Origin of the sequence: Nonomuraea sp. NPDC049421 (assembly GCF_040677005.1) — a bacterium.
Classification (GTDB): domain Bacteria; phylum Actinomycetota; class Actinomycetes; order Streptosporangiales; family Streptosporangiaceae; genus Nonomuraea; species Nonomuraea salmonea.
Window position 1 is genome coordinate 40,431 of record NZ_JBFAQA010000026.1, and the last position, 16,640, is coordinate 57,070.

Annotated in this window: 19 protein-coding genes and 2 pseudogenes; 13 read left to right on the top strand and 8 right to left on the bottom strand. The window is 68.9% G+C overall.

Features of this window, described 5'->3' with window-relative positions; genetic code table 11:
- Nucleotides 1-66: 66 nt before the first annotated feature.
- From AB0K18_RS35450 to AB0K18_RS35460, 3 genes are all read left to right on the top strand, one after another.
- The gene (locus AB0K18_RS35450; protein ID WP_364923392.1) at nt 67-1,539 is read left to right on the top strand and encodes an RICIN domain-containing protein; all 1,473 of its coding nucleotides are present in this window, start codon (nt 67-69) and stop codon (nt 1,537-1,539) included.
- Nucleotides 1,540-2,272: 733 nt separating this feature from the next.
- Nucleotides 2,273-2,650: a hypothetical protein gene (locus AB0K18_RS35455; protein WP_364923395.1), complete on the top strand. Its 378-nt coding sequence runs from the start codon at nt 2,273-2,275 to the stop codon at nt 2,648-2,650.
- Between the two features lie 347 nt (nt 2,651-2,997).
- Complete coding sequence (locus AB0K18_RS35460) at nt 2,998-3,330, top strand: hypothetical protein (RefSeq protein ID WP_364923398.1); 333 nt, start codon at nt 2,998-3,000, stop codon at nt 3,328-3,330.
- 499 nt (nt 3,331-3,829) lie between these two features.
- On the opposite strand, the gene AB0K18_RS35465 is transcribed toward AB0K18_RS35460, so the two are convergent.
- Nucleotides 3,830-4,198, bottom strand: a complete 369-nt coding sequence (locus AB0K18_RS35465) for a hypothetical protein (protein ID WP_364923400.1) — start codon at nt 4,196-4,198, stop codon at nt 3,830-3,832.
- Between the two features lie 104 nt (nt 4,199-4,302).
- The gene (locus AB0K18_RS35470; RefSeq protein WP_364923403.1) at nt 4,303-4,512 is read right to left on the bottom strand and encodes a hypothetical protein; all 210 of its coding nucleotides are present in this window, start codon (nt 4,510-4,512) and stop codon (nt 4,303-4,305) included.
- Between the two features lie 62 nt (nt 4,513-4,574).
- Between AB0K18_RS35470 and AB0K18_RS35475 the strand changes: the two genes are divergently transcribed.
- The gene (locus AB0K18_RS35475; protein WP_364923719.1) at nt 4,575-4,652 is read left to right on the top strand and encodes a hypothetical protein; all 78 of its coding nucleotides are present in this window, start codon (nt 4,575-4,577) and stop codon (nt 4,650-4,652) included.
- A 16-nt stretch (nt 4,653-4,668) separates the two neighbouring features.
- On the opposite strand, the gene AB0K18_RS35480 is transcribed toward AB0K18_RS35475, so the two are convergent.
- A complete protein-coding gene (locus AB0K18_RS35480) occupies nt 4,669-5,274 on the bottom strand; it encodes a CBS domain-containing protein (RefSeq protein WP_364923405.1) in 606 nt (201 codons plus the stop codon).
- Between the two features lie 207 nt (nt 5,275-5,481).
- On the opposite strand from AB0K18_RS35480, the gene AB0K18_RS35485 reads away from it, so the two are divergent.
- From AB0K18_RS35485 to AB0K18_RS35515, 7 genes and pseudogenes are all read left to right on the top strand, one after another.
- The gene (locus AB0K18_RS35485; RefSeq protein ID WP_364923408.1) at nt 5,482-6,012 is read left to right on the top strand and encodes a hypothetical protein; all 531 of its coding nucleotides are present in this window, start codon (nt 5,482-5,484) and stop codon (nt 6,010-6,012) included.
- A gap of 303 nt (nt 6,013-6,315) precedes the next feature.
- Complete coding sequence (locus AB0K18_RS35490; RefSeq protein ID WP_364923411.1) at nt 6,316-6,453, top strand: cation-transporting P-type ATPase; 138 nt, start codon at nt 6,316-6,318, stop codon at nt 6,451-6,453.
- A gap of 20 nt (nt 6,454-6,473) precedes the next feature.
- Nucleotides 6,474-7,799, top strand: a pseudogene (locus AB0K18_RS35495) (HAD-IC family P-type ATPase); the annotation flags it as partial.
- A gap of 82 nt (nt 7,800-7,881) precedes the next feature.
- A complete protein-coding gene (locus AB0K18_RS35500) occupies nt 7,882-8,121 on the top strand; it encodes a cation transporting ATPase C-terminal domain-containing protein (RefSeq protein ID WP_364923721.1) in 240 nt (79 codons plus the stop codon).
- Nucleotides 8,122-8,234: 113 nt separating this feature from the next.
- A complete protein-coding gene (locus tag AB0K18_RS35505; protein ID WP_364923413.1) occupies nt 8,235-8,618 on the top strand; it encodes a hypothetical protein in 384 nt (127 codons plus the stop codon).
- Nucleotides 8,619-8,735: 117 nt separating this feature from the next.
- Nucleotides 8,736-9,575, top strand: coding sequence for a universal stress protein (locus AB0K18_RS35510; RefSeq protein WP_364923416.1), 840 nt, complete (start codon nt 8,736-8,738; stop codon nt 9,573-9,575).
- Nucleotides 9,576-9,659: 84 nt separating this feature from the next.
- Nucleotides 9,660-10,370, top strand: a complete 711-nt coding sequence (locus AB0K18_RS35515; RefSeq protein WP_364923419.1) for a universal stress protein — start codon at nt 9,660-9,662, stop codon at nt 10,368-10,370.
- 116 nt (nt 10,371-10,486) lie between these two features.
- Here the strand turns inward: AB0K18_RS35515 and AB0K18_RS35520 are convergent.
- The 4 genes and pseudogenes from AB0K18_RS35520 to AB0K18_RS35535 form a co-directional block, all read right to left on the bottom strand.
- Nucleotides 10,487-10,644: pseudogene (locus AB0K18_RS35520) on the bottom strand (universal stress protein); the annotation flags it as partial.
- Between the two features lie 502 nt (nt 10,645-11,146).
- Nucleotides 11,147-12,043 (bottom strand): GerMN domain-containing protein, encoded by an 897-nt coding sequence (locus AB0K18_RS35525; protein ID WP_364923422.1) that lies wholly within the window; start codon nt 12,041-12,043, stop codon nt 11,147-11,149.
- Nucleotides 12,040-12,456: a DUF4342 domain-containing protein gene (locus AB0K18_RS35530; RefSeq protein WP_364923425.1), complete on the bottom strand. Its 417-nt coding sequence runs from the start codon at nt 12,454-12,456 to the stop codon at nt 12,040-12,042. Before AB0K18_RS35530 ends, AB0K18_RS35525 begins: the two co-directional genes overlap by 4 nt.
- A gap of 333 nt (nt 12,457-12,789) precedes the next feature.
- Nucleotides 12,790-13,896 (bottom strand): hypothetical protein, encoded by a 1,107-nt coding sequence (locus tag AB0K18_RS35535; protein WP_364923428.1) that lies wholly within the window; start codon nt 13,894-13,896, stop codon nt 12,790-12,792.
- Between the two features lie 216 nt (nt 13,897-14,112).
- Here AB0K18_RS35535 and AB0K18_RS35540 point away from each other — a divergent pair, with 216 nt between their 5' ends.
- Nucleotides 14,113-15,009 carry an SRPBCC family protein gene (locus AB0K18_RS35540; RefSeq protein ID WP_364923431.1) on the top strand — a complete coding sequence of 299 codons (897 nt, stop codon included), beginning with the start codon at nt 14,113-14,115 and terminating at the stop codon, nt 15,007-15,009.
- A complete protein-coding gene (locus AB0K18_RS35545; RefSeq protein ID WP_364923434.1) occupies nt 15,006-16,175 on the top strand; it encodes a zinc-dependent alcohol dehydrogenase in 1,170 nt (389 codons plus the stop codon). The genes AB0K18_RS35540 and AB0K18_RS35545 overlap by 4 nt, the downstream gene beginning before the upstream one ends.
- Before the next feature lie 10 nt (nt 16,176-16,185).
- On the opposite strand, the gene AB0K18_RS35550 is transcribed toward AB0K18_RS35545, so the two are convergent.
- Nucleotides 16,186-16,635: a DUF1931 family protein gene (locus AB0K18_RS35550; protein ID WP_364923437.1), complete on the bottom strand. Its 450-nt coding sequence runs from the start codon at nt 16,633-16,635 to the stop codon at nt 16,186-16,188.
- Between the last annotated feature and the right edge of the window lie 5 nt (nt 16,636-16,640).

The following is a 16,640-nucleotide window of genomic DNA, read 5'->3' on the forward strand; positions in this document are numbered from 1 at the left end:
AAAACCGGTTCGGACTGTCCGCTCGCCGCGATGTTAGCGCTAACAGAGATTTGAGAGGCGATCCCCATGACAGCGACCCAGGCACGCCGATCGCTGATCCCCCTCCTGGTGGCCGCGCTCGCTGCCCTGACGGGCCTCGTCCTGGCCGCGCCGCCGGCCCAGGCGGCCACCAGCCAGTTCCGTGGCATGAACTGGGCCGTGCTGGGCGACAACTTCAGCACCGGCCCCCTCGTCGTGCAGGGCCTGAGCCAGTCCGACGGCTACGCCACCGTGCGGGCCAAGGCCGACAGCCTCTACGACGACATGGCCGCCACCATGGCCGTCAACACCGTCCGGCTGCCCATCAACACCCACACGGTCGCCGCCACGTCCTGGTGGAACGCCTACCGCGGCGCGATCGACGCCGCCACCGCCCGAGGGTTCAAGGTCATCCTCGCCTACTGGGAGGACGGCGCCGCCTCCGGAGGCAGGATCACCGACCTGGCCGCCTGGAACGCCATGTGGTCCACCGTGACCGGCGCCTACGGCTCCAACGGCAACGTCTACTTCGAGCCGATGAACGAGCCGCACGGCTACAGCTCCGCCCAGTGGCGCGACGTGGCGGCCGGCTGGCTGGCCCGGCACACCGCGGCCCCTCCGGGACGGGTGCTCATCGGCGGCACCGGCTACAGCCAGGACCTGCGCGACATCTGCAACGACGGCCGTTTCGGCGCGACCCTGCTGTCCTTCCACCACTACGCCTTCTTCTACAGCCCCATGACCTACGACGCCTTCCGCAGCCACATCCAGACCCGCCTGGGCGGCTGCGCCTCCCGAGCGGTCGCGACCGAGTTCGGCGCGCCGATGTCGACCGGTCTCGACTACGCCGACGCGGGCAGCGCCGACAACTTCGTGCGCCACATCCGCGCCATGGCGCAGGTCATGCGGGACAACCAGATGGGCGGCACCTACTGGCCCGCACTCGGCGGCAAGCCCGGCGACATCGGTTACGACTGGTACTCGATGTACGCGCTGAGCGGCAGCGGCACCGACCTGCGCCTGACCGTCCGCAACGCCTCCGGCGCCGACCGGATCCGCTACGCCTGGGGCGACACCATCACCCCGACGCCGCCCCCGTCCTACTACACGGTCGCCGCGCGCCACAGCGGCAAGGTCATGGACGTGCAGCAGCCGAACACCGCCGACGGCGCGCGCGTCGGCCAGTACGCCGCCAACGGCGGCGCCTGGCAACAGTGGCGCTTCCAGGACGCCGGCGGCGGCTACTGGCGCCTCATCAGCCGGCACAGCGGCAAGTGCCTGGACGTGGTGAGCGCCTCGACCGCCGACGGCGCCGAGCTCATCCAGTACACCTGCGGCAGCGGCGCCAACCAGCAGTTCCAGATGGTCGCCGCCGGCGGCTACTTCGAGCTGCGGGCCCGGCACAGCGGCAAGTGCGTGGACGTGCCGGCCTCCTCGACCGCCGACGGCGTCGTCCTGAAGCAGTACGCGTGCAACGGCGGCGCCAACCAGCAGTGGTCCCGCACACCCGTCACCGGGTGATGGCGCCGGCGCGGCAGCCGGCCACGGCGTAGCCGGCCGACCCGTACGACGTGGCCAAGCAGCTCAGCTGGTAGGAGCGGGTGAAGAAGCTCAGGAAGCAGTACGTGAAGGATCGGCAGGCGTGGCGGGACGACCTTCTACAAGATCTTGCACATGCTCCGGGTACTGTTGGCCTCTGGAGCGGCCGCTACCCTGCCTGCCACCAACGGCTGTCACGACGAGCTGACAAAGTACTACTAGGTGTTACTGCTAGTGTCAGAGGTCGTGCCTCTGCCGGGACTTCCGATAAGCGTTCATGTGCGACTCGCAACTGGACCAGCGCCGCCCGAGGCTGTCCACCACGGTGTACTTGATGTCCTCGGTGCAAGGGTCGTCTGCCCCGTTCCCTCCCCAGGTGCACCGGTCCCGGCTGGCCCTACCTGGAGGGAAGTCTTGCGGGTCCCAGGTCATGATGTTCTCGATGTCCATGTGCTTCCCTTCACTAAGCAACGAGGCTGCAGTAGCGCGCTGGGCCGAACGACATCCTTCCCGACGCACCAATCTTCACCAGGCCCCTTCCAGGTGGCAACGGCGGGTTCCTCGCGGGCGTACAGAACATGAAGTGCCAGGGTGATGGCATGGCTGTGCCGCTTACCTGCTGAAACGCCCCGCCATCTCGGTAGCCTCAGCCTTTGATCCTCTGTAGCTGCTATAAGATTATTTCTGCCATCGGCGACGAGGAAGAGTCATCAGAATGCTGCTGGGAAGACTGGCTAGTGAACCATATTTCCACTGGGTGGGCGATGGTTTCGAAGTCGACATCCTCCTTGATGGGAATGTCGATGCAGGGGACCTGGAAGTCGGCGATTCCATCATCACGTTGCCCACCGGTGAGCGGTACAGCGCCCTGCTCATCACGCTGGACCAGATATCGCGGATAATGGACCGCCATCGGCAGTCCGGCGAAAATCTCTCCGGCCGGTACTTTGGTACGCCCGATCTGATCGTCGTGCGGGACAAGGGGGTCGCCGCAATGGTCGATGTCATTCGTGACATTGTGGCTTCGGGCCACCTGCCGACCTGGTGTCCGAAAATTCATGCAAACGATCAACTCGACTTGCTGGAAATGTAGGGAGCGGTGCCTGCTCGGCCGTGGGCAGCGCGATTCTGAGCGGCTGGATCAGGCATCGCGCTGAAGTAAGCCTGTCCGGTGGTAAAGATTGGGCAAAGTCGAGTGGGGGTGCGCATTTCTTGGCACAAGAACCTGCCAGGGGAAAGCGCATGGCAGGTTCTTGAGGTGCTGCGTCTTGTGCTTCATCAGGAGCGGCGGCTTAGGCTGGTCGGGACGGCGGTCGCGTGGCCGCCAGGACCCGCGTAAGGGTTACTGCACGGACGTAGGCAGAAAGGTGCGTCTCTGCGGGAGAGCAATTCCCGAACGAGGAGCCTCTCAGTAGGTCTCGTGGAGGAGAGTGAGATCTCATGCATGCTGGACGCTTCATCATCCTGGGCCCGATGCTTCTCGTCGGGATGGCTGCCGGTCCGGTGGCTGCCGAAGCATCGACGATCGGTTCGAGAGATCCCGTCATGCGTCTGGAACCGCCGTCCCCGTACCAAAAGGGCTACGAGAAAGGTAACTCCGACGGGTATTCGGCGGCTCTGGCCCAGACGCGGAACCACTGCGCGGCGAGCAATAAGCCCTGGCCCAAAGTGAAGGAGGGCGACGCTTATAGCCAGGGTTACTTCTACGGCTACCGGACCGGATACTACAAGGGGTTCGACGAGGGTATGCAGAAGTTTTGCACTCCTCGCTAGGCCACGGATTCCTCACTTCCCTCGGACGGAGGTCGAAAATGAGGAAGCACGGACATTGCAGCCGTCCAGCGAGAGTGGTTGCAGTCCTTACTTCGGCGATGGCAATAGCAGCAACTCCACTCGGTCCCGTTGCCGCGGCCAGTGCTCCCACCGCTCTGTGGACTGCGGCGGATCCTGACGAGGAGTTTCTCATGAAGCTTCGGACAGCGGGTTTCCCGCAGAGCCGGATGTCGGACCAGGACGCCATCCAGTCGGCGAAAAGGGTAGTGAGTCTGGCCTGCAGCGACGCGCCCAGTAGCCGGATCGCAGTAGAGGAATACCTGGCAGGAAAGTACGGCATAACGGAACGCCATGGCCCCGGCAGCAGCAGCGCCTTCGCAGGAGCAGCGCTGGAGGCGTATCGAGGCGTCAGCTCAGCGGTTGATTGCTGACCGCAGCTCCGACGTAGACGATACGGGTGATGGCGGTCTGAGCCGTCACCACCCGTATCAGAAAAGGGTCAGGTTCCGATGTTGGACTGCGGGCCGGCGCCTGCCTGGACCAGGGAGGGGACCTGGGAGGCCGCGTCGAGGCCGTAGGAGCAGAAGGAGCTTGGCGCGAAGGCTGAGCCGCCGGTTTCCTGTTGGCCGGAGCAGCCGGAGCAGATGCTGCCGGACTGGCGGAGCTGGGCGGCGTCGTCGCGGTAGTACGGGTCCTTCACGTTCTGGAAGTAGCTGTTCTCCAGGACCATTTCCGTAGCGCCGCGGGCGTAATGGCCGTAGCCGGTGATGTTCTGCAGGTAGTTGTTGTACAGGCGGGCGTAGGCCACGTTGTCGGTGCTGGGGTTGCGCTGGTTGGTGTGGTGGATCCAGTTGTGGTGGATCGTCATGCGGGCGGTGACGTCGTCGGTTCAGCCGATCCCGAACGACTTGTTGTTCTCCGACAGCACGTTCCACGAGACCGTCAGGTAACTGGTGTCCTTACGGCTGTCGATCAGGCCGTCGTACTGCGCGTGATGTGGTTGTGGTCGATCCAGACGTGGTGGGCGCCGTCCATCTGGATGCCGTCGTAGTCGAATTCCTTGTCGTCGGGATCGTCCTCCGGCATCCGGGTGTCCCTGATCGTCAGGTTGCGGATGATGACGTTCGAGACGCCGTTGAGGAAGAAGCCGCCGCCGACGATGGTGCCGTTCAACCTGATCACGTACGGCTCGCCGGCGGTCGCGTAGCGGACCAGGTCGGCGTAGGTGGTGACGGTCTGGCCGGTTGGGCTCGGTCAGCCATGCGGTGCTGCGCCGCGTGACCTGCCCGGTCGCGGTCGTGCGCCCGCGCCGCGCACAGTGAGGGCCCGTCCAGTGCGTCACGGCGACCTGTCGACGTGCCTGACCCGCACGATGCCGGGCACCGTACGGGCGAGGACGTCGGCGATGTGACCGGCCTGGTCGCCAAGCGGCCCGCTCAGCTCGGCCACGCCATCGTGGACGGCGAGGCCCCAGCCTGGTCCCGCCGGGAACTGTTCGCGCAGCGCTGCCTCCACCGCCCGACGCAGGTCCTCGTCCGTACGCGCGAGCATGGCCATCAGATCACGGCGGCTGAGCATCCCGACGATCCGCCGGCCGTCCACGACGGGCAGGCTCTTGACCCGCTGACGGACCATGAGGTCGATGGCGACGGTGACGTCCGTCGTCCCGGTGACGGTGACAATGTCCCGGGTCATGACGTCCATGATCCGGCGGGGGAGTGGCTCGGCGGACGCGGCGACCGGCCGTACGGTGGCCCGTGGATCGGGCTCGAACTCGCCGCGCAACAGGTCGAGCTCGCTTACCACGCCGACGAGCCGGCCCTCGTCGTCGACGACGGGGGCGGCGGTGATGTCGTGGCCGTGCAGGACCCGGACGGCCCGCCGCACCGGATCGTCGTGGCGGACGGTGACCGCCGGGCTGCTCATGACCTCGCGGACGAGCATCTCGCCTCCTCGTGTCGGCCTCCGGCCTTCGGGACCGGCTTGCCGGCGACACCGCGTCGCCGGTGACGGTACGGCTCTACCCGCACGCCGCACAGGTCCACCCCAGGACCAAGGTCCTTCGTGCGACGGTCGTACGGCACTGCCTCGGACGGGCCCTTCCCGGTGTGATGAGGGCACGAGACACACCGCCATGGAAGGGGGGCCGTCATGGCCGCCACGATCGACAGGTCCGCCGGGCAGGCGGGCGCGACCATCACCGAGGGACGCCGTCCGGTCGACTACGTCTGGGCAGTCGCCCGGATCGCGATCGGCTGGATCTTCCTGTGGGCGTTCCTGGACAAGACGTTCGGATGGGGCTTCGCCACCCCGTCGGATCGGGCCTGGATCGCGGGCGGTAGCCCGACGACCGGGTTCCTCAAGGGCACCGGCGAGAACGCGCTCGGCGGCCTCTTCTCCGCGCTGGCGGGACAGGTGTGGGTGGACTGGCTGTTCATGGCCGGCCTGCTCGGTGTCGGCCTGGCGCTGATCCTCGGCGTCGCCGCCAGGCTCGCCGCCGTCGCCGGCACGCTGATGCTGGTCCTGATGTGGGCGGCCGAGCTGCCCCTGGCCAACAACCCCTTCATGGACGACCACATCGTCTACTCCATCGTTCTGATCGGCCTGGCGATGGCCGGTGCCGGTACCACCGTCGGGCTCGGCGGCCTGCCGATCGTGCAGCGTCACGCCTGGCTGAAGTAGTGCGCACCGGGACACGCCCGCCCCCAGCACCACCGGGGCGGGCGTTCCGCTGTGCTCGGACATGCGTGACGAGGACGACAGGTCCGTCGCATCAGCCGGGCAGGCGGCACTGCCGTGCTGGGATAGTTCCTGGGAGGAGGGCATGATGACCCTCACATGCACGTCACGACACCGCAAGCCGATCCCGTGGGCGGCGCCGGTCGTCGGCAAGATGACCGGCTTGCAAGCGGTTCCCGGGGCGTGCCGCGAGCGTGACATCCCCGTCGATGGCGCCGGAAAGGCGGCGCGACCGTGGACAACTCGGTGAACCATGGGTTGACCGGCGCGGAGGCGCGGCGGCGGCTGCGGTCGCACGGGCCGAACCAGGTGGCCGGGCCGCGCGGGCACCGTGGGCTGCGGCTGCTGCTGGCCAGTTCACCAGCCCCATCGTGCTCATCCTGATCACCGCCACGGCCTTGTCCATGGTTCTCGGCGACCTGACCGACGGGTTCATCATCCTGGTGATCATCGTCCTGAGCGGCGCGCTCGGATTCTGGCAGGAACACTCCGCGGGCAGTGCCGTCGACTCCCTGCTGGCCCGCGTGCGCGTGGAGGCCGAGGTGATCAGGGACGGCCGCGAAGTGTCCGTGCCCGCCGCCGAAGTGGTCCCGGGCGACCTGCTGGTGCTGCGGGCCGGCGACATCGTCCCGGCCGACTGCGTCGTCGAACGGGCCCAGAGCCTGCTTGTGGACGAGTCGGCGCTGACGGGCGAGTCGTTCCCCGCGGAGAAGACCTTCGCGTCTGAGCTTTACGCGGCCACTCACGTAGCCAGCGGCACCGCCACCGCCACCGTGACACGCACCGGGCGCGCGACCGAGTTCGCCGAGGTGACCGCCGAGCTGGCCGGACGCGACGTCACCACCGGCTTCGAGCGCGGGATGACCCGCTTCGGCCTGCTCCTGGTACGGGCGATGGTGGTGCTGGTCACCGTCATCTTCGTCGTCAACGTGGTGCTGGAGCGTCCCATCGTGGACGCGCTGCTGTTCTCCTTCGCGCTGGCCGTCGGCCTGACCCCGCAGTTGTTGCCCGCCATCGTGGCCGTCAGCCTGTCCGCCGGCGCCCGCAAGATGGCCGCCGAGCGCGTCATCGTCAAGCGCCTGGACGCGATCGAGGACTTCGGCGCGATGACCGTTCTGTGCACTGACAAAACGGGCACGCTCACCGCAGGCGCGATCCGGCTGGATCGCGCGACCGGCATCGGGGGCGAGCCGAGCGAGGAGGTGCTGCGGCTGGCCCGGCTCAACGCCGGGCTGCAGCAGGGCTTCGCCAACCCGCTGGACGAGGCCGTCCTCGCAGGCGCGCCCCCACCCGACCCGGCATCGCGGCTCGACGAGGTGCCCTACGACTTCCAGCGCAAACGCCTGTCGGTGCTCGTGAACGAGGCCGGAGCCCCGACGCTGATGACGAAGGGGGCCCTGGAGGCGATCCTCGCCGCCTGCGCGACCGCGCGCACGGGCGAAGGCACGGTGCCGCTGAAGGCGGTGCGTGCGGCCGTGCTGAGCCGCTTCGCCGAGCTGAGCGGGGACGGTTTCCGCGTGCTCGGCCTGGCGACCGCCGCGCTGCCCGGCCGTTCCACCGCCGCCGTGGCGGACGAGGAGGGAATGACGTTGGTGGGCCTGCTCACCTTTCACGACCCCGCCAAAGCCGGCGCCGCCGCAGCGGTGCAGAACCTGGCCGGGCTGGGCATCTCGGTTCGCCTGATCACCGGCGACAACCGGCTGGCCGCCGAGCGCATCGCCCGCGAAGTGGGTCTCGGCGGCGATGTGCTGACCGGTGCCGACCTCGACCGGCTGGACGAGGAAGCGCTGGTGGCCCGCGTCTCGGCCCGTCATGCTCGTCCTCAGGACCGCACGGCCGTTCTTCCGCAGCCGCCCGTCCAGACCGCTGCTGCTGACGAGCCTGGCGGTGGCCGTGCTGACGGTGGCGCTGCCCTACACGCCGGTCGGCGGCTTGCTGGGGCTGGTGCCGCTGACGTGGCCGGTGCTCGGCGCGCTCGCCGCCCTGACCGCGTTGTACGTCGTGGCCAACGAGGTCGCCAAGCGCCTGCTGCGGACGCTGTTCACCACGTGAACCTTCCGGGCGATCCGGGCTGAGGACCAACGGCGCTGCCGAATGGGACTTCCTCCTCGGGCGCCCTGCCGCGGCCCGCAGGAGAGCAGGGGCGAGATGGAAGGAGTGGCGTCATGAGGGCATTGGTCGTGTACGAATCGATGTACGGCAACACCCAACAGGTCGCGCGGGTCGTCGCCGACGGGCCGGCCAACCGGGATGCCGGCCGACGTGACGGAGGTTGGGGCCGCGCCCGCCCATGTGGGCGACGAGGTCACGCTGCTGGTGGTGGGTGGTCCCATGCACGCTTTCTCCATGAGCAGGGCTTCTACCTTCATGAACTGCAAGGTCAAGAAGGAGTCGACACGCTCTGCGCCTTTCTGCGGGCGATCGGGAGCGAACTCGACAAGCCGGTGCTGATCGCTCCGGAAGGCGGAGGCCGAGAAGACGCGGTCCTCGGCTTCGATCCAGTCGCAGGCAAGTTCGTCCTGCTCGGAGAACCGGCACCAACCGATTGACGGATCCCATGGCCCTCGTTGGTGATGGGCCCTTCGACTCTCAGCCGACCGACCTCCGGCCCTGCAAGGGACCACGGCGGGTGAGGTCCCATGGGGGTGACGAAGGAGGCGTTCATCATGATCGTTGTGGGAGCAGACGGGTCAGCCGCCGCACGGGATGCCGTCGAGCGGGCCGCGGACGATGCCTTCCGCATGCGGGTGCCGCTGCGGGTCGTGCACGCCGTCGACCGGTCGCCGTACCAGATTCACAAGTTCCCCGCCCCATGGCTGCCCGACATGCTGACCGGTGAGGCGCGGCGGATCCTGCGCGAGGCGGCCGATGTCGCCCGCGAACGTCAGCCCTCCATCGAGGTGACGACCCAGATCGTCGAGGGGCTGCCCGTCCCCGTCCTGCGAGACCAGGACAACGGCGCCACCGAGATCGTGCTCGGCTGCCGCGGCCTCGGCGGGTTCGCCGGCGCGTTGCTGGGCTCGGTGAGCACGCAGGTGGCCGGGCATGTGCGCTGCCCGGTCGTCGTGATACGCGGCGAGCGCCGCCCGGTGCGCGGGGAGATCGTGGTCGGCGTGGACGACTCGCCCGAGTGCGAGCCCGCCCTCGCCTACGCCTTCGAGCAAGCCCGGCTGCGCGGAGCCACGCTTCGGGTCCTGCACGCCTGGCAGTTGCCGGTACAGGTTTCTGGTGCCGGGTACGACCTGGATGAGGTACGTGCGGCGCAGTATCGGCTGGTCAGCGACCGGGTACGCGTCTTCGCGGGCGACTACCCGGAGGTGAAGGTCTTGGAGGAGGCCCCGTCCGCGCACCCGGTGGACGCGCTCACCGCCGCCTCCGACCAGGCCGACCTGCTGGTGGTGGGCTCGCACGGACGCGGCGGTCTCAAGGCGGCGCTGCTCGGCTCGGTCAGCCGCGGCGTGCTCCACCACGCCCGCTGCCCCGTGGCGGTGATACGCAGCGCGTGACCAAGGGCCTTTCGATGAAGGGCCCTCTGCCCTGGGAGAACGGCTGCTGGCCGCCGAGGCTGGACATGAGAGGAGGGACCCGACATGAATGACATCGTGCTCGGATACGACGGATCGGACTTCTCGATGCAGGCCCTGGACTGGGCGCTCGACGAGGCCGAGCTGCGGCACCTGCCCCTGAGCGTCGTCCATGCGTGGCAATGGCCGTACGGTGAAGCGGAGGAGGAGGCCAAGGCCCATTTGCGCAAGGCCGCCGATCACGTGCTCTGGCACGGCGCCGAATGCGCCCGCTCCACCAGCAGCGGTGTGCAGGTGGAGAGCGAGCTGTACGAAGGGCCGGCGGCTCAGCGGCTCGTAGAGCTCTCGGGTTCGGCTTCGCTCATCGTGGTCGGCTCGCGGGGGTTGAGCGCGCTGCCCAGGGCGGTGGTCGGTTCGGTGGCGGGGTACGTGGCCGCCCATGCCGACTGCCCCGTGATCGTCGTACGCGGCCCCGGCCCGCTGCCCAAGGCAACCCGGCCGGGCCCGATCGTCCTGGCCGATGACAAGCCGCACGAAGCGGCGGCCGAGTTCGCGCTCATCCAAGCGGCCTTGCGCCAGTTGCCTCTCGCCACCTCCGCCGATGTGGGAGAGCCGGCGGCACACCATCCGCAGGTCTGCATCCAGCAGGGTGAGCCGCACGAGCCGCCCACGCTGGTCGTCGTCGGTAGAAAGAGTTCGGCTCCGTTCGGCATCGCGAGCTTCCTCTCCCAGCACGCGCCGTGCCCGGTCGCGATCGTGCCGGAACCGCCTGCTTAGGCCACCTGGCGTCCGAGCCACGTCTTGGGAAGCCGGGCGTGACTCGCTGCGGCAGGCGAAGGCGTCGGCGAACTGGCCGAGCACGACGATGGCGAAGCTGGTGCCGGAGGCGCCTTTCAGCGGGTTCCGTGGGCGGCCGCACGCGGTCTGCCCGGAGGCACCACTGCCACCGGGCAGACCGGTGGTAGAGCACGCCATGGCTGACCGAGCCCAGCACCGCGGACTTGAACCCGCCCAGGCCGCGCGAGCCCACCACCACGAGGTCGGCCGTGGACCATCGCGGCCACACGCGGGATTCGGTCAGGGTTGAGCAAGGCACCGCTGATCGTGAGCCAGGTCGCACTGCTCGGAGAACGTTCCCTCAGGCGCACACCGGTGGGACGGAGCGAGGACTGAGCTCATCAAGGACGACACAGCGACCGGAGGTGATCGACATGGCCGTTCTCCTGGGCATGACGGGCGCCGGGACGATCTCCACCGTTCGCATTCCGTCATAGCGGTGTGCCACGTGAATGGGTCAGAAGGACCGCCGCCATCCTGGCGCCGGATCCTCATGCCGAGTCCTGCCAGAACATGCTTCAGCCGGTCGCCGCACTTGGGTGCGACTGGCGAAGCAGGATGAGAGGCCGGCCCGGCAGATCTTCGAAACGTCGCGGGCGAGGTGAAGGAACTGGGCTACCTGGACGAGTGACGCCGACGCGGGCAGACGCGTGGGGCGCGTCCGGTCCGAACCGCTCGGTGTGCGGGCGGCCCGGACCTGGTACGAAGGACTGCCGTCACGGTTCCAGCGACTGCGGGATGGAGTCCGAGGGCCCTGCTGGGTTCTCGGTGCGCCCGGCCGCGTCGTAGATCTTGACCCACTTGATCGTCGGGAACTGCTTCAGCGTCGGCCGGATCTGGTCGGCGATGGTGAACGTGGCGCCGCCGCTCGCGACGGGCCCGGTCAGGTGGACCCTGGCGACCCCGCGCCGGATCGTCAGCTTGCTGAACCCGGTGGCCTTGGAGCTGACGAAGCGCAGCCCCTGCGCGCGCTCGGCCTGGGTCGGGCCGGCGAAGAGCCGCTGCAACGCGCCGTAAGCGGTCGCCGGGGGCGCCACCGGGCGGGTCACGGCGGTCGTGTACGGCCGCCGGCCGGCGTTGTAGTCGGCGCTGTTGAGGAAGTAGTCGCGCACCGGCATCGTCCGGTAGGGCGTGGCGAGGTCGACGACGACCCTGCTCGGCCGGGTGAGCGTGTAGACCCGGTATGGCACGCGCCTGGCGAGGCCGACACCGAACGTGAGCGTGCCCTCGAAGTCGCCGGTCTTGACGACCTGGATGACGCCGGGCAGCGCATAGGTCTTGCGGGCGGGCCCGTACGTGGGGCGGCCCTGCCGGTTGTGGCCGTCGGCCGGCCTGAAGCGGACCTGGAGCAGCGCGTCGCCGACCGCGCTGACCGGCCGCCCGGACCCGTCGGCGATCAGCCGGGACACGTAGCGCACGTCGCGCTGCGCCGGAGCCCGGCCGCTGAACTCGAAGACCAGCCGGTCAAGGCCGGGCTGGTGCGCGGCTCGGACGTCCACCAAAGTGGGGGTGGCCGCCTGTTGCGTGGCCTGCGCCGGTACGGCGAGCAGGCCCGTGGCGCTGGCCACCATCGCGGTGGCGATGAGGGGGCGGATCGGGAGCATCGTCATCATCTCTTCTCCGCGAGAGCTCCTGACCTCAGCATGGCGCGGGCCGGCGCCTCGCGGTACCGCCGAACGTCCCGAACCCGTCCACCTTCGGCCATGCCCGTTGGGGCCCCACACCAGCGTGGGGCCCACACCGCCGGTGTCGCGCTCTCGTCGTCGCGCACGGCTGCGGCTGGTCCAGGGTCCTGCCCTGGCCGCTGGACGTCGATGGTCCAGCCGGCGGCGACGGCGGTCAGGCCCGCCACCACGGTCACCAACGGCGCGGCGACGAACGCCACCGCCCCCGCCGCCAGCGGGACGTCCATCACGGTACGCCCGTACGCGTCCTTGACGACGATCCGCCGCACGTTACCCTCGTGCAGCAGGGTCTTGAGCGTGCCGGCGAAGGTCCTGACGCGCTCTTCCTCGGTGATGTTCATGGTGACGCCCCCCTTCTCGCTGTCCTGACTCCAGCCTCGACCGAGCGGCGGCTGCGGGTGAGGGCGGAAAGTCTCGCGGGGACGGGCCGAAAGACCTTCCGGTACCCGTCCGGAGGTCACCTGGCCGGGTTCGCCTCGATCGGGCATTTATGAAGCTCAATACGGGAATTATGATTCATCATAGGATCTTGGGGGCAGACCCTCACCTTGACCAGCACTTCCGCCCCCTGTGACGGCGGACTACCCGTTGGCCTGCTGGTCGCCATCTTCGCCGATCGGGACAGGTGCGACCCCGCCGGCTGTCAGCCAGAGGCAAGACCTCCGAGGAGGAGATCACGCGTGCTGCTCGTCCCGCCGGCCGCCGGGGTCGGGATGGTAGCCGTAGGCGGCGGCGCGTACCGTGTCCTCGTCCTCCAATCCGGAGCCGATCGTGCCACCGACGGTGGCCAGCGAGCTGATGATCCAGGTCAGGTTCAGGTAGTCGGTGGGATGGACCGGCCGCTTCAGGGTGTCCGCCAGCACGGATGTCTCGATGAGCAGTGCCGTGACGAGTATCGTTCCGGCGAACAGCACCAGATAGGACACCGCGGCGGCCAGGGTGAGGGTGAAGATCGTGGCCAGGTTGAACAGCCGGGCCAGCCCGGCCGGTGTCTCCCGGTCGGGTTTCTCCCACAGGTGGTGCGCGACGATCAGCCAGGTCACCAGCGCGGTCAGCGCAAGGAGCATGATGATGGTGAGACGGAGTCCGCCCAGCGCGTCGCCCATCTCCCAGACGGTGTTGGAGGTGAGGGAGATCGCGGCCGTGGCAAAGGCGCCGGCCAGCAGTTTGGACAGGCCGAGCAAGGCGCGCCCCGGGCGGTTGGCCCGAACCATTCCGCTCAGCAGTCGCATGCGTCCGATCAGCGGCGAGGCGACGTAACCCAGCTCCCCGGCAGCCGCCTCGCCGACCACCCCCTGAACGGCGGTGACCTGGCCGGTCAGTCCGGTCGCTGTGCCGGGCAGCGGCGTCCACTCCTGGGAGACGTCGGGCAGGAGCCGGCCCACGAGATCCGGGAGGGCGGCGCGGAGCGCCGGCAGCTGGCGCAGCCCCAGCGCGGGCAGGGACACCGCCGCAACCCGGCGCTGGGCGGACGTCTGCGCGATCAGCGGCTGCCGCTCGGTGTGCAGCGGTAGGTCGGTCAGGCAGATCGCCACGTCCCACTGGGCGTCGGCGCGCCGGCGGGCGACGTCGTCCAGCAGTGCCTCAACGCCGCCGTCGCGCCGCGGCGCCACGTCACCCCATCCTTGCCGGATGGTCCACTGCACGTTCGGATTGACCCGCTCGGCGAGCCGGTCGGCCAGTTCGGCGGCGAGCCGGGCGACGACCTCCGCCGCGTAGTCCGGCGGGGTCGCCACAAGCCCGACGACGACCTCCGGCCGATGCCGCTCGCTGATGGCCATGGTGCTCCTCGCCGGTAGCCGGGTGGACCCCGCAACCGAGTACCCGCAGTCGTGCGGCACATGCATCGTCGAGCTGGCGTCGGCGCTGGCCGATGCTTGAGTTCGCTGGTGTCATCCGGTTTGTCAGGGGCAAGGAACGGAGCACGCGGGGGCGTCAGCAGACCGGGGGCCGCCTGCGGCGTACGCACGTACCCATCACAACCTGCGTTAGGACGCATGATGACCGACAGATTCGCCCGTGCGCTCGGGTGGACCAGCCTCGCTCTGGGCGCGGCGCAACTGGTGGCGCCCAGGGCCGTGACCCGCTTGTGCGGCGTCGACGACGCGCCGAGAGCCACGACCGTCGCCAGACTCGTCGGCGGGCGCGAGCTTCTGCACGCCGCGCTGCTGCTCGGCGCCAAGAACCCCGCCAAGTGGGCGTGGACCAGGCTCGCCGGCGACACGATGGACCTGGGCGTCCTGGGCAGGGCCGCCGCCAACCGCACCGGCGCACGGCGCACCCGCGCCCTGGCCACGCTCGGCGCCGTCGCCGGGCTCACCGCCCTGGACGCCGCCTGCGCCCGGGGCGGCACCGCCAAGGCCAAGAGCCCGCTGCAGGTGCGCGCCTCCATCACCATCAACAAGCCACGCGAGGAGGCCTACCGCTTCTGGCGGGAGCTGGAGAACCTGCCCACCTTCATGATCCACCTGGACTCGGTGCGCGCCATCAATCAACGCCGCTTCCGCTGGAGGGCCAAGGGCCCGATCGTCGATCTGGAATGGGAGGCCGAGATCATCGACGAGCGGGGCGGCGACCTGATCGCCTGGCGCTCGGTGCCCGGCACCGGCATCGCCACCGCCGGCCTGGTCAGCTTCACCGACGGTCCCGGCGGGCGTGGCACCGTCGTGGACGTCTCGCTGGAGTACGGCGCCCCCGGCCACCGCCGGCTCGCCGCCGCCGTCACCCGGATGTTCGGCGAGCACCCCGAGCAGCAGGTCCGCGACGACCTGCGCCGCTTCAAGCAGGTCATGGAGACCGGCGAGGTGGTGCGCTCCGAGGGCAGCCCGGAGGGCCACCGCGCCCGGCGCCAGCTCCACCAGCGTCCCGCACAACCGATCGGAGGACGGGCATGAAGGCCAACGTGTGGGCGGGCCGCAACCGCCTGGAGATCCAAGACGTCCCGGACCCGCAGATCCTCAACGCGCGCGACGCGATCCTCCGCGTCACCTCCACCGCGATCTGCGGCTCCGATCTGCACCTCGTCGACGGCTACATCCCGACCGTCAAGAAGGGCGACGTCCTCGGCCACGAGTTCATGGGCGAGGTCGTCGAGGTCGGCCCCGGCGTGCGCAACCTGCGCGCCGGAGATCGCGTGGTGGTGCCGTTCCCGATCGCCTGCGGCGCCTGCTTCGCCTGCCAGGACGGTCTGTACTCGGTGTGCGAGAACTCCAATCCCAACGCCGGGATGGCCGAGAAGCTGATGGGTCACGCGCCCGCCGGCATCTTCGGCTACTCCCACATGCTGGGCGGCTTCCCGGGCGGGCAGGCCGAGTACGTGCGGGTGCCGTTCGCCGACGTCGGCCCCATCAAGATCGAGGACGACCTGCCGGACGAGAAGGTGCTGTTCCTGTCGGACATCTTCCCCACCGGCTTCATGGGCGCGGAGATGTGCGACATCAAGCCGGGCCAGACGATCGCGATCTGGGGCGCGGGTCCGGTCGGGCAGTTCGCCGCGGCCAGCGCGTTCCTGCTCGGCGCCGACCGGGTCATCGTCATCGACCGCTTCCCGTACCGGCTGCGGCGGGCCCAGCGCACCGGCGCCGAGGTACTCAACTACGAGAAGGTCAACGTGCTGGACGCGCTGCGCGACATGACCGGCGGGCGTGGCCCCGACGCCTGCATCGACGCCGTCGGCATGGAGGCCCACCACCCGACCCCGGCCATGTACGCCTACGACCGCACCAAGCAGGCCGCCCGGATGGAGACCGAACGGCCCTACGTGCTGCGCGAGGCCATCATGGCCTGCCGCAACGGCGGCGTGGTCTCCGTCATCGGCGTCTACGGTGGATTCGTCGACAAGTTCCCGATGGGCAGTGTCATGAACCGGTCCCTGACCATCCGCACCGGCCAGTGCCACGTGCAGCGCTACACCGAGCCACTGCTCCAGCGAATCCGCGCGGGCGAGATCGACCCCAGCTTCGTCATCTCACACCGCATGCCGCTCAACAAGGCACCACACGCGTTCGATCTGTTCAAGAACAAGCAGGACGAATGCAACAAGGTGGTCCTCACTGTGTGAGCCCGCCTGATCACAACAGCAGGTCGAAGAGCCTGGTCACTCGGCTCCAGTGCTCGGTGGCCGGGTTCTTCAGCGCGGGATGAACGATGGTGAGCGCCTTGGCGAGCGCCAGGGAGAGCCCGCCCGCCACACACGGCAACCGCGACTCGGTCTCCTCGCTGAGCGACAGGTCGAGCGGCGGCAGCGCCCTCAGCTCGGCCAGGATCGGGGCCAGTTCCAGCTTCTCGTTCAGATCCCGGAAGTCGTTGATGCTCTCCTGCAGTCCTTTGGTGATGGGCAGGTCCCAGAATTCGATGATGTCGCGCCTGTTCGACTTCGCGGCGGCCTCGGCGACGACGAGCATGTCGTACAGCTTCCGGTTGATGAAGTCGCTGTATCGTTTGAGGTCGGACTTGTCCACGTCCAGTCCTGCGGCGGCGCGGAAGAAGTGCTCGAACCTGGAAATCGCGATCACTGACATCTGGA